This is a genomic window from Geothrix paludis, from assembly GCF_022808815.1.
Classification (GTDB): Bacteria; Acidobacteriota; Holophagae; order Holophagales; family Holophagaceae; genus Geothrix; species Geothrix paludis.
Genome location: NZ_JAKZLC010000004.1, coordinates 150,958 through 164,438 on the forward strand (window position 1 = coordinate 150,958; position 13,481 = coordinate 164,438).

General features: G+C 67.0%; 15 protein-coding genes. 9 read left to right on the plus strand and 6 right to left on the minus strand.

Translation table 11 applies throughout. The features are described 5' to 3' along the window. Positions 1 to 12 precede the first annotated feature (12 nt). From MLE64_RS11170 to MLE64_RS11200, 7 genes are all read left to right on the plus strand, one after another. A complete protein-coding gene (locus MLE64_RS11170) occupies positions 13 to 360 on the plus strand; it encodes an acyl-CoA carboxylase biotin carboxyl carrier protein subunit (protein ID WP_243317806.1) in 348 nt (115 codons plus the stop codon). A 79-nt stretch (positions 361 to 439) separates the two neighbouring features. Next, positions 440 to 1,375: a polysaccharide deacetylase family protein gene (locus tag MLE64_RS11175; protein ID WP_243317807.1), complete on the plus strand. Its 936-nt coding sequence runs from the start codon at positions 440 to 442 to the stop codon at positions 1,373 to 1,375. A gap of 127 nt (positions 1,376 to 1,502) precedes the next feature. Continuing rightward, positions 1,503 to 2,495 (plus strand): ornithine carbamoyltransferase, encoded by a 993-nt coding sequence (gene argF / locus MLE64_RS11180; protein ID WP_243317808.1) that lies wholly within the window; start codon positions 1,503 to 1,505, stop codon positions 2,493 to 2,495. 160 nt (positions 2,496 to 2,655) lie between these two features. Then, a complete protein-coding gene (locus tag MLE64_RS11185; RefSeq protein WP_243317809.1) occupies positions 2,656 to 3,153 on the plus strand; it encodes a hypothetical protein in 498 nt (165 codons plus the stop codon). 850 nt (positions 3,154 to 4,003) lie between these two features. Beyond that, the gene (locus MLE64_RS11190) at positions 4,004 to 4,417 is read left to right on the plus strand and encodes a nuclear transport factor 2 family protein (RefSeq protein WP_243317810.1); all 414 of its coding nucleotides are present in this window, start codon (positions 4,004 to 4,006) and stop codon (positions 4,415 to 4,417) included. Between the two features lie 46 nt (positions 4,418 to 4,463). After that, positions 4,464 to 5,441, plus strand: a complete 978-nt coding sequence (locus MLE64_RS11195) for an MFS transporter (RefSeq protein WP_243317811.1) — start codon at positions 4,464 to 4,466, stop codon at positions 5,439 to 5,441. Continuing rightward, positions 5,324 to 5,920: an MFS transporter gene (locus MLE64_RS11200; protein WP_243317812.1), complete on the plus strand. Its 597-nt coding sequence runs from the start codon at positions 5,324 to 5,326 to the stop codon at positions 5,918 to 5,920. The genes MLE64_RS11195 and MLE64_RS11200 overlap by 118 nt, the downstream gene beginning before the upstream one ends. 16 nt (positions 5,921 to 5,936) lie before the next feature. Here the strand turns inward: MLE64_RS11200 and MLE64_RS11205 are convergent, their stop codons facing one another. Further along, complete coding sequence (locus MLE64_RS11205; protein WP_243317813.1) at positions 5,937 to 7,283, minus strand: metallophosphoesterase; 1,347 nt, start codon at positions 7,281 to 7,283, stop codon at positions 5,937 to 5,939. Between the two features lie 123 nt (positions 7,284 to 7,406). Here MLE64_RS11205 and MLE64_RS11210 point away from each other — a divergent pair, with 123 nt between their 5' ends. Continuing rightward, on the plus strand, positions 7,407 to 8,156 hold the full coding sequence (locus MLE64_RS11210) for a cytidylate kinase-like family protein (RefSeq protein WP_243317814.1): 750 nt from the start codon (positions 7,407 to 7,409) through the stop codon (positions 8,154 to 8,156). Positions 8,157 to 8,234: 78 nt separating this feature from the next. Here MLE64_RS11210 and nuoF read toward each other — a convergent pair whose 3' ends face one another. The 3 genes from nuoF to MLE64_RS11225 form a co-directional block, all read right to left on the minus strand. Further along, positions 8,235 to 9,605, minus strand: a complete 1,371-nt coding sequence (gene nuoF / locus MLE64_RS11215) for an NADH-quinone oxidoreductase subunit NuoF (RefSeq protein WP_243317815.1) — start codon at positions 9,603 to 9,605, stop codon at positions 8,235 to 8,237. 14 nt (positions 9,606 to 9,619) lie between these two features. Beyond that, positions 9,620 to 10,195, minus strand: a complete 576-nt coding sequence (locus tag MLE64_RS11220) for an NADH-quinone oxidoreductase subunit NuoE family protein (RefSeq protein ID WP_243294570.1) — start codon at positions 10,193 to 10,195, stop codon at positions 9,620 to 9,622. Between the two features lie 94 nt (positions 10,196 to 10,289). Further along, a complete protein-coding gene (locus tag MLE64_RS11225; RefSeq protein ID WP_243317816.1) occupies positions 10,290 to 10,883 on the minus strand; it encodes a YceI family protein in 594 nt (197 codons plus the stop codon). A gap of 115 nt (positions 10,884 to 10,998) precedes the next feature. Here MLE64_RS11225 and MLE64_RS15810 point away from each other — a divergent pair, with 115 nt between their 5' ends. Then, positions 10,999 to 11,487 (plus strand): MarR family winged helix-turn-helix transcriptional regulator, encoded by a 489-nt coding sequence (locus MLE64_RS15810; RefSeq protein WP_279343064.1) that lies wholly within the window; start codon positions 10,999 to 11,001, stop codon positions 11,485 to 11,487. Positions 11,488 to 11,769: 282 nt separating this feature from the next. Here MLE64_RS15810 and nuoD read toward each other — a convergent pair whose 3' ends face one another. Together nuoD and MLE64_RS11240 are read right to left on the minus strand one after the other, a co-directional pair. Beyond that, positions 11,770 to 12,924 (minus strand): NADH dehydrogenase (quinone) subunit D, encoded by a 1,155-nt coding sequence (nuoD, locus tag MLE64_RS11235; protein ID WP_423748256.1) that lies wholly within the window; start codon positions 12,922 to 12,924, stop codon positions 11,770 to 11,772. A gap of 58 nt (positions 12,925 to 12,982) precedes the next feature. After that, positions 12,983 to 13,477: an NADH-quinone oxidoreductase subunit C gene (locus MLE64_RS11240; protein WP_243317818.1), complete on the minus strand. Its 495-nt coding sequence runs from the start codon at positions 13,475 to 13,477 to the stop codon at positions 12,983 to 12,985. Positions 13,478 to 13,481: the final 4 nt, after the last annotated feature.

Genomic DNA, 13,481 nt, shown 5'->3' on the forward strand with positions numbered 1-13,481 from the left:
CCGCGAGGCATCATGACCCACTCAGCGACCCACCCAGCGCCCCATCCATCCAAGCCGGTCCGGCAGTCCATCGCCCTCGACGGCACCGTGTACGAAACCACCCTCACGAGGAAGTACGCTCAGCGGAAGCCCTTCGTGCCAAAGGATCCCAGCCGGCTGACAGCCATCATCCCGGGCCTCATCCTCGACCTCCTCGTGAAGCCCGGCGACCCGGTGCGCAGCGGCCAGAGCCTGCTGGTGCTCGAAGCCATGAAGATGCAGAACCACATCGCCGCCCACGACGCGGGGACCATCAAGGCCATCCACGTGGCCCCGGGCGACACGGTTGCCAAGGGACAGCTGCTGCTGGAATTCCAGTAGGCGGCCCCGGAGCGCGGCTGTCGGCCGGCTTGCGGAATATACACAAACTTGTATACTTCGAGCCTTCCCCGAGGTTCCCATGCGCCCCTCCTGCTCCTTCCGCGTCTTTGGCCTGGCCTTGGCCCTGACGCCTGCGGCCATGGCCCAGACCGTGGCCTTCACGTTCGACGACGGTCCCAAGCTGGAAGCCACGCCCCGCCTGAACCCTGCCCAGCGCAACGCGGCGCTGCTCGCGGCCCTGAAACAGCACCAGGTGCAGGCGACCCTCTTCGTGACCCTGGGCAACGGGGCGGACCGGCCCGAGGGCTTGGCCCTGGCTCGGGCCTGGGGCGAGGCGGGCCACCTGATCGGCAACCACACCGTCACCCACCTGGATCTCGACGCCGCCGCCACCACCCTGGCCAGCTACGAAGGCGAAATCCAGGCCTGCGACCAGGTGATCCGGACCCTGCCGGGCTACCGTCCATGGTTCCGCTTCACCTTTCTCCGGGAAGGCAACACGCCCGAGAAGCGGGACGGCCTGCGGACCTTCCTCCAGGCCACCGGCTACCGCAATGCCTACGTGAGCCTCGACACCTCCGACTGGCGCCTGGATGAGGCCATGCGCAAGCAGCTGGCCCGGCACCCCGACGCGGACCTCGCCCCCTTCCGGACCGCGTACCTGGCCCACCTGCGGCAGCGGTCCGAAGCCTACCGCGACCTCTCGCGGAAGCTGTTCGGCCGGGACATCCCCCAGGTGATGCTGCTGCACCACAACCTGATCAACGCCCTCTTCCTGGGAGACGCCCTGCAACAGTTCAAGGCCATGGGCTGGACCTTCGTGTCCCCCGAGACCGCCTTTCAGGATTTCATCTACACCCTGACGCCCCAGCGCCCGGCCCCCGGCCAGAGCCTGCTGCTCTCGGCCGCCCGCAGCCTGGGCTACCGGCCCGAGGGCTGGGAGCGGTTGGTGGACGACGGCGAGGCCGACATCCAGGCCCTGGTGAAGCAGGGTGTGCTGCCCGCCGCGCCTTGATCGCCCGCGGGGTGACTCCGGCCTTCGGGACTTACACAGTGTCAATGCCCCTGGGCTTGTGACGCCGATTTCTTGTGGATTTCTCGGCCCCCTGGTTACCCTTCGTCCTTACCAATTGGAGGCTCCCATGGCCGTCAACCTCAAGGGACGCAGCTTTCTCACGCTGATGGACTTCACCCCCTTGGAGGTGCGCTACCTCCTCGACCTCTCGCGGGACCTGAAGGCCAAGAAGCGCATGGGCCTCCATGGCGAGGCGCTGAAGGGCAAGAACATCGTGCTGCTCTTCGAGAAGACCAGCACCCGCACCCGCTGCGCCTTCGAGGTCGGCGCGCTCGAGGAAGGCGCCCACGTCACCTTCCTGGACAGCGCCAGCTCCCAGGTGGGCAAGAAGGAATCCATCGAGGACAGCGCCAAGGTGCTGGGCCGCTTCTACGACGGCATCGAGTACCGCGGCTACAAGCAGGAAGTCGTGGAGGCCCTGGCCAAGCACAGCGGCGTGCCCGTGTGGAACGGCCTGACCGACACGGACCACCCCACCCAGATCCTGGCGGACTTCCTCACCATCGAGGAGCACGTGGCCAAGCCTCTGAACAAGGTGAAGCTGGTGTTTTGCGGCGACATCCGCAACAACATGAGCTACGCCCTGATGTACGGCGCCGCCAAGACCGGCATGCACATGGTGGCCCTGGGGCCGAAGGACCTCGCCCCCGATCCCGCCGTGCTGGCCGCCGCCCGCAAGGCCGCCGAGGAGACCGGCGCCACCATCGAAGTCACCGATGACGTCACCGCCGCCGTCAAGGGCGCCGATGTGCTCTACACCGATGTCTGGGCCAGCATGGGCGAGGAGGACCAGATCCCCCAGCGCGTGAAGCTCCTCACGCCCTTCAAGGTCACGATGGAGATGGTGCAGAAGACCGGTAACCCGGACGTGAAGTTCCTTCACTGCCTGCCCGCCTTCCACGACTTCGAGACCAAGCTGGCCAAGGAGCAGAAGGCCCTGGGCCACGACATCCGCGAGGTGACCGACGAGGTCTTCCGGTCCCGCCACAGCGTCGTCTTCGACGAAGCCGAGAACCGCATGCACACCATCAAGGCCGTCATGGTGGCGACCATCGGGTAGGGGACGGCCCAGCCCCATCCGTTGCTTCACCGCAGAGAACGCAGAGAGCGCAGAGGATGTTTTTCTCCGCGTTCTCTGCGTTCTCTGCGGTTGGCGTTTGCAGGTGTTGCCACGGATCACCCGGTGCTATGGTGGGACCACCCATTCCACGGAGGTCCCCATGCGCGCAGCCCGGCTGTTCATCGTCCCTGTACTCGCGGCCCTGTCCCTGGCGGCCCAAGAGCCTTCCCTCTCCGGCGCCTGGACCCAGACCAAGGCCGATGACATCGCCGCCGCCATCGACGCCACCGTGAAGGAGATGGCCTTCTACAAGCGGCCCATCGCCCGCGGGCGGCTCAGGAAGCTGAACCCCGCCTATCGGAAGGTCACCATCACCATCACCGACAAGGGGGTGGCCGTGAAACTGGACGACCGGGCCCCCATCCTCATGCCCGCCGGCGGCAAGGCCGCGCCCTGGACCCGCGAGGACGGCGAGAAGTTCATGGTGGCCGCCCAGGTGGGCAAGGACCAGCTCGTCCAGACCTTCAAGAATGAGGACGGCGAGCGCACCAACCTCTTCAAGTTGAGCCCCGACGGCAAGGCGCTGACCCTCACCGCCACGGTGAAGAGCCCCCAGCTGCCGAAGCCGCTGACGTACTCGATCAGCTTCGGGCGATAAACATCGGTGAGTTTCGGCTAATCCATTGTTAGGGCTCCTCCGAGGATGCCGATCAACCAAATGCACGAAGAATTCTGGAAGCGAACCTGAGAACGCCCATCAGGAGTGACCATGAAACGAAGTATTTCGTATGCCGTAATCTTCGTCGGACTCTTCTTGGGTTGCGCGACTACGCCCGTTGCAGTTCCGAATGCTCGGCCGATCGAGGCAAATCGAATCTTGGAATTCAAGGCACCCACAGAAGAGCGATCAGCTCATATCGTAGTGATTCGAGACGAAGGATTCGGCGGCAGTGGTTGCTTCTATGCAGTCCATATAAATGGGGTACTTGCTGCCCGAATGGCGGTAGCGGAGCGTGTGGATCTTTTCGTGCCTCCGGGAGAAATTCTGTTCCGAGTCGGCAGAGATCCGTTAGGTCGCGGCCTTTGTGCGGTCGGCAGCGATAATTGGACACAGCGAGAATCGGTACTAAAGGCTGGTGAAACCAAGTTCTACCGGCTATCCATTGATGCAAATGGGAAATGCGATATTTTCAGAACAGACCAATAAACCCTTTCTTCGCCTTAAGCTCGCCTAGCCTTCCGCTCCGCTCGGGCCCGGTCAGCATTGCGTTCCGCTCTCCCAACTTTTCGCTTCCTCGATTCCGTTCAGCGCATCAGTACGGGCGGGTTGGATTCGCTTCATTCGTCAACCATGCGATCACCTCGTCATCGTGATGGCACTCAATTCTCCTTTGCCGGCGCCGTGAATAGCTCCAGGTCACCCGAGCCACCAACCCATCCTATTTCAGGCGGTAGAATCCCACCTGGCAGGTCAGTTCAGGGACTCAACAGTTCTGGGAGGCAGTCCCATGAAGCACCCTGTACAGTTCCTCGCACTCTCCATGGCCGTGTTTCTGGCCTCGTGTCATCCGTCACCTGTCTCTCAACCATTCCCCAGCGACGCGAACGCCAAGATCGTCCTTGATTTCCTTAACGCCTACGGCCGCCGGGATCTCGATGGGATGATGCGGTGCCTGACCGAGGACGCCGTCTTCCAGGGGTCCGGCGGGACCCTTGCGAAGCCGCAGATCCGGGCCTTCTTCCAGAACACCTTCCGCAAGCACCCCGGCCTCCGCGTGGAGGTCGGGACGCTGACGGTGGTCCAGGGCACGATCCAGGCCCGGGTCAAGGTCCAGACCGACGCCATCTGGTCTGACACCTGGATCTTCGAGATGCGGGACCACAGGATCCACGCCTATTCGCTCGCCTCGGGGAAGCGCTAGGCCGGCGCGGCCGGGCAGAGTCCAAGCCGGAGGCCGAAGGGGGTCCATGGACGCGATGACCGAGGGGGACCGGGAACTCCGGGAGCGCCGCTGGGCCCTCCTGGCCCTCACGAGCGTGGGGGCCTTCATGACACCCCTGGACGGCTCCATCGTGTCGGTGGCGCTCCCCCGGATGGGCCCTCTGCTGAACCTCAGCTTCGCGGCCTCGCTGTGGGTGCAGGCCGCCTATCTGCTCACCATCGCCGTGCTGCTCATCCCGGTGGGACGCCTGGCGGACCAGCGCGGCCGCGTGCCCTTCTACCTGGCCGGCACGGTCTGCTTCACCCTGGGCTCGCTCATGGCCGCCCTCAGCCGCAACGACGCGGCGCTGATCCTCGCGAGGATCGTCCAGGGCGCGGGAGGCGCCCTCCTGTCGGCCACCTCCGCGGCCATCGTCACCGCGGCGTTCCCCCCCGAGGAGCGCGGCCGCGCCCTGGGCCTCAACGTGATGGCCGTCTACCTCGGCCTCAGCGTGGGGCCGCCCCTCGGCGGCTTCCTCGTGGATCGCTTCGGCTGGCCTTGGATCTTCCTGGTGAACCTGCCCATCGGCGCCGTGGTCTTCCTGTGGGGCTGGCGCCTCCTGCCGCGGGGCGCCGTCCATCCCCCGCATCACGCCGCAGCGCCGCTGGATGTGGCGGGGGCGGCCCTGCTGGCCGTGGCCCTGGCCGGGCTGCTGGTGCCGCTCACCTTCGCGGCGGAATGGGGCTGGCACGGCCTCCGCACCTGGGGCCTGTGGGCCTCGCGCTGCTGGCCATGGCCGCCTTCATCCGCCGGGAGCAGGGGGCTCCGACCCCCTTGGTGGACCTGGGTCTCCTGCGGCGGAACCGGCTCTTCGCGGCGGCCAACCTCGCCGCGCTGCTCAACTACATGGCCCTCTACGCCATCGCCATCCTCACCGCCGTCGAGCTGCAACTGGTGCAGGGACGCTCCGCCCGGTCGGCGGGCTGGATCATGCTGGGGCAGCCCCTCATGCAGGCCGTCCTGAGCCCCGTGGCCGGGCGTCTCAGCGACCGCTTCGGCTCCCGGCTCCTGAGCACCCTGGGCATGCTGCTCACGGCCCTGGGCATGGGTCTGCTCGCCCTCCTGGGGCGGCGCCCGGAGGTCTTCCCCATCGTCGCGGCCCTGGCCGTGGTGGGTGTGGGGCTGGCGGCCTTCAGCGCGCCGAACACCAGCGCCATCATGGGCAGCGTGGGCCGGGACCAGCTGGGCATGGCCAGCGCCTTCGTGAGCACCATGCGGGTGACGGGGCAGGCCCTCAGCGTCGCCATCCTCGGCGGCATCGCCGCCAGCCACCTGGGCCCCGGCGGTTGGCGGCTGCTGCTGCGCGCGGGCGGATCCCCGGAGGCGGCGGCCGCCTTCGCCTCGGGCTATGCCGCGGCCATGGCCACGGGAGCGGGGCTGGCGCTCCTGGGGGCCTGGGCCTCCCTGGTCCGCGGACCGCACGCCGGAACCCGGGGGGCCTGAATCCAGGCGGCAGGGCTCACTTGGTCAGCGTGACCGCGTCCAGCTCCCGTCCTTCCGCGTCGAGCTGCCGCAGCTTCAGCCGGCGGCCATCCACGCCCAGCACCGTGAAGGAATGTCGGTCGGAGACGAAGGCGCGGGTCCAGGGCTGCCAGCTGGTTCGGACATCTGTCTGCCAGCGATCGTAGAGCTCGGCCCCGCCGGCGCCGGTGACGATGTGGATGACGCCCTTGGCCCGAGTGATCGTCGTCCCGTCGAAGGCCTCGTCGACGATGAAGGTGCCCTCCACTGGTTTTCCCCGGGGTCCCAACTTCGTGGGCATGAAGCGGAGGGGGGCCGTGCGCTGGTAGTTGTGGACGTGGCCGGCCAGCACCAGGTCCACGCCGTATTTCTCGAGGAGGGGGCTGATGGGGCGCATCCACTGGTCATCCATGTGGCTGCGGGAGCTCTGGAACAGGGGGTGGTGGAGCGCCACGATCCGCCAGGTGGCATGCTGCGCGGCTTTCAGGTCCTCCTCGAGCCACGCCTTCATCCCGGGGGCCATCCAGTCCACGTAGGCGTTGGAATCCAGGACCGTCCAGTGGACCTTGCCGTAGTCGAAGCTGTAGCTGGCCATGCGGGGAAAGGCCGGGCCCGCGGCGGCCACCACCGCGTCATGCACGCCTCTGACCGCCGGCGCCGCACCGGGCTCTCCGGCCTTGAGGCCGGGGCCATTCAGCGGCAGGGACCAGTAGGCGAAGTAGGCCAGGGTGTCGGGCCAGCGCTGGAGGTCCCAGGGCACGTCGTGGTTGCCCGGCACGCCCAGGAAGGGCACTCGGCGCATCAGCGGCACCGCCTCGCTGTTGTAGACCGGGAAGAAGTGGGCACGGTATTCCGAGGCCCGCCCTCGGCCGTAGACCAGGTCGCCGGTGAGGAAGACCGCGTCGGGATTCTGGGCCGCCACGGCCTGCGCGAGGGCCCCCTGTTCCCTAGACCCGTCCGCCGCATCCCCGAACACCACCACCCGATGGGCGCCCGGCTTGCGCACCTGCGCCTGAGCCTCGAACACCACCGCGCCATCCCGCTTCACCCGGTAGGGCACGCGGGCCCCCGGTGGCAGGTCCCTCAGGGTGGCCTGGTAGATGCGATGGGCCGGCAGGGGCGGCGCGCCCAGCCGCCGGAAGGCGGGCACCTGGGGCTTCCAGCGGCCGCCAACCTTCACCTCCACGCGCCAGGCGGCGTCGCGGTCCTCCGTCTGCCACAGCAGGTCCAGCCGGTCCGCGGCGGCCGCCTTCGGGGCATCGCCCAGCTGCAGGTAGGGCTGCACCAGGAAGGCCCCCTGGGCCCGGAGGAGCGAGGCGAGCAGGAGGAGGACCGGGAGGCGCATCCTCCCAGGGTAGGAGGTCCCGGGAGAAGGCTCCAGGCGATCCGGGCCTTGCCTGCGCCCGGGAAGGCCTTATGTTCCAAACGCCGGCCGTCCTCGCCTGGCTGTCCCGCCACTGGAGGTCGTATGCCCAAGCCCCTGGCGTCCCTCGTCCCGAGCATCGAGAAGCGGGAATGCACGTGGACCGAGCTGCAGGAGCGGCTCGCGCGCTCCCATCAGAGGCGGATCCTGCCCACCATCACCATCTCCAGGGAGTTCGGCTGCCAGGGCTACCCTCTGGCCCTCCACCTGAAGACCCTCCTCGACGAGGTGACGGGCCTGCCCTGGACCATCTTCGACAAGGCGCTGGTGGATCAGGTGGCCTCCGACGAAAAGCTCTCCCGGGAGCTCCTAGCCCACCTCGGGAACGAGAGCCATGCCCAGGACGTCCTCCGGACCCACTTCGGCTTCCTCACCCACGACGACGCCTACGCCAAGGTGGTGCAGCACCTGGTCCCCATCGCCATGGCCGGAGGCGCCATCATCGTCGGCCGGGGCGGGGCCGTCGTCTGCCAGGACCTGAAGAACTGCTTCCATTTCCGCCTGGTGGGCAGTTTCGATTTCCGCGTCCGGTCCATCGCGCGGCGCCTCGAGATGCCCATGGAGGACGCCGAGGAGGTGGTCCGGATCCAGTCCAAGCTCCGGGAGAAGTTCATCAGCGAATGCCTGCACACGGACATCACCTCCTTCCACTGGTACGACGCCGTCTTCAACAACGGACGGCAGCGGGTGGAAAGCATCGCCCAGGCCTGCCTCCGCCTCGTCGAGTGCGGCTGGCCCGACCTGAAGGGCGGCTACAAGGCCGGCCCCGCCCACCCGACCCTGGTCGGCTCCTGAACCCGCGGAAGCGGCTCTCCCCCGAAAATGGAACCGGGCGCCGTCGGCGCCCGGTTCTGCGGGATGGAAGGACGACGGCTAGTGCGCGCCCACCGCGGTCAGCAGCCGCGAGCCCTGGGCGTAGCAGGTCTTGTGGGTGATGTGATGCTCGAACTCGTGGCGGAACTTCTGCAGCGCCGAGTCCATGGGGCCGCAGGCGGCGTCGCCCAGGGGGCACAGCGTCCTCAGGCCAATGCGGGGCGTCAGGCCGGCCAGCAGATCCAGGTCCTCCATGCGGCCCTCGCCGTGCTCGATGCGGTAGAGCACCATCTCCATCCAGTTGCAGCCTTCGCGGCAGGGCGTGCACTGGCCGCAGCTCTCGTGGGCGTAGAAGCGGATGAGGCGCAGCGTGGCCTGCACCATGCAGGTGTCCTCGTCCATGCAGATGAGGCCGCCGGAGCCGGCCATGGAGCCGCGGGCCTTCACCGTGTCGAAGTCCAGCGGGCAGTCGAAATCCTTCTCGTCGAACATGGGGGCGCTGGAGCCGCCGGGGATGATCGCCTTGATCTTCTTGCCGGTGCTGGAGCCGCCCGCCAGTTCGTTCACCACAAAGTCCATGGGCGTGCCCAGGGGCAGTTCGAAGAGGCCGGGCCGCTTCACGTGGCCGCTGACGCCGAAGATGCGGGTGCCCGTGTTCTTGGGGGTGCCCAGCTTGGCGTACTCGGCGCCGCCCATGCGGAGGATGGGGGGCACGGCCGCGAGCGTCTCCACGTTGTTCACGGTGGTGGGCTGGCCGAAGGCGCCCTTGGCCGCCGGGAAGGGCGGCTTCACGCGGGGCTCGCCGCGGCGGCCTTCGAGGGAGTTCAGCAGGGCGGTCTCTTCGCCGCAGATGTAGGCGCCGGCGCCGCGGTAGACGAGGATGTCGTAGTCCCAGCCCGTGCCCATGATGTTCTTGCCGAGGTAGCCGGCGTCGCGGGCCTGCTGGAGCGCGGCCTCCAGCTTCTCGATGAGCCAGAGGAACTCGCCGCGGATGTAGACGAAGCCCAGCTTGCACTGCATGGCCCAGCCGCCGATGATCATGCCCTCGATGAGCTGGTGCGGGTTGTACTCGAGGATGGCGCGGTCCTTGAAGGTGCCGGGCTCGCCCTCGTCGCCGTTGCAGACCAGGTAGCGGGTGAACTTGCGGTCGGCGGTGTCCTTGGGCATGAAGGACCACTTCAGGCCGCAGGGGAACCCCGCGCCGCCTCGCCCGCGGATGCCGGAGGTCTTCATCTCCTCGACCACGGCCACGGGTTCCATCTTCAGCGCGGCCTTCAGGGCCACGTAGCCCTCGTGCTTCTGCTCGTAGACCTTGAGGTTCCAGTTGTCCAGGTCCCCCGCCCCACGGAGCATCAGGTTCGGGTACTTCTCCGTGCCGAAGCCGGGGAAGGTGTAGATCTGGGGATCGGGCTTGGTGCGAATGGCGGCCATGTCTGTGTCTCCGCTCAGTGGGCCCAAGGCCGATAATCACCGCGCTTGCAGGCTTCCATCACTTCGATGAGCTTCTTTTCGTCCACGAACTCGTCGTAGACGTCGTGGTTCACCTGCACGCAGGGGCCGCTGCCGCAGCCGGCGAGGCACTCGACCTCCTCCACGCTCCACATCCCGTCGGCGCTGGGGCCCTGGCCGGGCTTCACGCCGGTCTTCTCGCAGACCTTCTCCAGCAGCTGGGCGGCGCCACGCAGGGCGCAGCTGATGTTGGTGCAGACCTGGAGGTGGAACTTACCCACCGGGGCCTTCTGGTACATCGTGTAGAAGGTGGCGACGCCGAAGACATGACCCTCGGGGATGCCGATGGCCTTGGCCACGGCCTTCATGGCCGAGAGGCTCACGAAGCCGAACTCGCGCTGGGCGATGTGCAGCGCCGGCAGCGTGGCCGCGAGCTTGTCCGGGAACTTGACCATGAGGGCCTGGATCTCCGCCAGGGCCTCGGGGCTGAACTCCTTCCGATCGGATTCCGGCAGCCGCTGGCCCGGGGCCATGGGCTCGTTCGAGGTCTCGGGAGGCAGAGGATGGTTCATGGGCGCGCTCGCATGAACGGCCAGTTTAGCCCAAAGACGCTGGGGGGCACCGGGGTAAACCCCTGTGCCCCCCATCACGAAACGGGACGTCTGGTTACTTCTGGGCGGCCGGAGCGACCTTGCCGGCCTCGGCGTTCAGGCTGACGGCCACGGTCTCGCCGATGACGCCGGGGAAGGTCTTGATGCCGTACTCATTGCGGTTGAGGCTGAGGGCGCCGTCGATGAAGCCCGCCACCACGCTGCCGGGCGCCATGCCGGGCTGGGTTCCCGCGTTGGTGATGGGGAAGGTGATGCGCCTGGTGACGCCGTGCAGGGTGAAGTCGCCGGTGATCTCCAGCTTGCCCTTGGCCACTTCCTTCACGGAGGTGCTCTTGAAGGTGATGGTGGGGAACTTCGCCACGTCGAAGAAGTCGGGGGACTTCAGGTGCTTGTCCCGGGCCTCGTTGTCCGTGGTCAGGCTGGTCGCGTCGATGGTGACGGCCACGCTGGACTTGCTGATGTCGGCGGTGTCGACCTGGATGGTGCCTTCGAACTTCGTGAAGCGGCCGCTGACCTTGGCGAGCAGGTGGCTGACCTTGAAGCTCACCTCGCTGTGGACGGGGTCGATCTTGTAGGTGTCCTGGCCGGCCAGGGCGGGCACGGTCGCCAGGGCGAGGGTGGCGAGCAGGGAGCGGAAGGGGTGTCGCATGGAGCCTCCAAAGATTAGGTGTTTCACCATGCAATTCAGTCTAGGCATTTCCAATGAAGTTGCAACACCTTTTTTGAGAAAATCATGTCAATCTTGTACCAGCCGGAGCAGGACCATGCACATCCAGGAAGAACTCCAGATCACCAAGCCCCTCGAACCGGGCCACGAGGTGGCCCTGGCGATCCTCCTGACCCGGGAGTATGTCGCGCGGCTCTTCGACCAGGCGCTCTATGAGCCGGAGGATCTCTCCGACCAGCAGTTCAACGTCCTGCGCATCCTCAAGGGCGGCGGGAAGGACGGCTACCTGGTGAAGGACATCCGCTGCCGGATGATCTACCGGTTCGCGGACGTGCCGCGCCTCGTGAACCGCCTGGAGGCCCGGGGCCTGGTGAAGCGCTGCGAGAACCCGGCCGACCGGCGGGGCAGCCGGGTCCAGATCACGGCCAAGGGCCTGGCCCTGGAGGCCCGGATGCACGACCGCCACCAGGCCCTCAGCCAGCAGGTGGACCGCTGCCTCTCCGTGGAGGAGCGCACCCAACTCCTGGCCATGCTGGAGCGCCTGCGGGACGACTACCGGGCCCAGCTGGAAGCGCTGGGGAAGTAGTCAAGCGGCCGCGCACTACCGCTGCAGGCGTTCAACAGGGAAGAACAGAGCTCATCTACCACCAAGACACCAAGAACCGCAAAAGCACTTGGCCCTGGCTTTTCTTGGTGCCTTGGTGGTGATTCTTTAGTTCTTGAAGGCAGGTTCCGATCAGCGGTCGAGCTCGCCTGCGATGACGCTCACTCGGCGCTCCGCGCCTCGCCCTCCGGGCGGTGCCTGCGGCACCGTGGGACTCGCTGCGCTCGTCCTCATGGCGCTTGTGCCGTTACAGGCTGTGGTTTCTTAGCGATCGAGCTCGCCTGCGATGACGTTCATAGCGCCGAGGACGGCGACGGCGTCGGCGATCAGGCAGCCCTTCACCTGCTCCTCGAAGCTGCTGAAGATGGGCAGGCAGGGAGGACGGACCCGGATGCGATAGGGGTTCTTGCCGCCATCGCTCACGATGTAGAAGCCCAGCTCGCCGTTGGCGGCTTCGGTGGCGCTGTAGACCTCGCCCACTGGCATGTCGATGCCGTGCATGATGAGCTTGAAGTGGTGGATGAGGCTCTCCATCCGCGTGTAGACCTTCTCCTTGGGCGGGAGGGCCACCTTGTAGTCGTCCACGATGACGGGCCCGGGCTCGAGGCGGTCCAGCACCTGGCGGATGATGCGCAGGCTCTGCCGCATCTCCTCGATGCGCACCAGGTAGCGGTCGAACACGTCGCCGGTGGTGCCCACGGGGATGTCGAAGTCATAGGTCTCGTAGCCCAGGTAGGGCTGGGCCTTGCGGAGGTCCTGGGGCACGCCGGCGGCGCGCAGGCAGGGGCCCGTGTAGCCGCTGTTCACGGCGTCCTCGGGGCTGATGGCGCCGATACCCTTGGTGCGGTCGTACCAGATGGGATTGTGGGTCAGCAGGCGCTCGCACTCGTCCACGGCCGCCTCGCACTCCACCAGGAAGCGTTCGGTCAGGGGCACGAACTCCGGGGGAATGTCGCGGAAGAGGCCGCCGATGCGGGTGAAGCTGGTGTGCAGGCGCTGGCCCGCCGCCATCTCGAAGAGGTCGTAGACGGTCTCGCGCTGCTTGAAGAGGTAGAGGAAGGCGGTGAAGGCGCCGATGTCCACGGCGTTCACGCCCACGCAGACGATGTGGTCGGCGATGCGGGCCAGCTCGGAGACCAGCACGCGGATCTGCTGGGCCCGCTTGGGGATCTCGATGCCAAGCAGCTTCTCCACGGCGCAGGCGTAGCCCACGTTGTTCATGATGGAGCTGCAGTAGTTCAGACGGTCGGTGAGCGGGATGAACTGCTGGTAGCTAAGACTCTCGCCCAGCTTCTCCACGCCGCGGTGCAGGTAGCCCATCTCCGGGGTGGCGCGGATGATGGTCTCGCCTTCGAGCTCGAGGACGATGCGCAGGGTGCCGTGCGTGGTGGGGTGCGAGGGCCCGAAGTTGACGATCATGTGATCGCCGTCGAGCTGCTGTCGGGAGAGGGCGATGGAATCCATGGTCATAGCGTCCTCAGCCCCGGGTCCGTTCGCCGTTGTTGTAGGGAGCGGTGCAGCCTTCCATGCAGAAGGGATCGCCGCCATCCAGGGGGAAGTCCTTCCGAAGGGCGTGCCCCTGGAAGTCATCCCAGGTGAGCAGGCGCTTCAGGTTGGGGTGGCCTTCGAAGCGGATGCCGAAGAGGTCGAAGACCTCGCGCTCGAACCAGTCGGCGGTCTTGAAGCGGCCGGTCAGGGTGGGCATGGTCTCGCCGTCGGCCACGGGCACCTTCACCCGCAGGCGCTCCTGGCTCGCGAGGTTGAGCCAGTGGTAGACCACGTCGAACCTCTCCTCACGCTCCGGCCAATCTACCGCCGTGATGTCCACGAGGAGTTGGAAGCCCTCGCGGTGGAGCAGGTCCACCAGGGCGAGGAGGTTCCCCTTCGCCACCACGATGGTCTGGTCGCCCCGGAAGTCGTGGCGGTCGGTGATGGCGCCCGGCAGCTGTGCGTCGATGTGCTCGATGATCATGGTC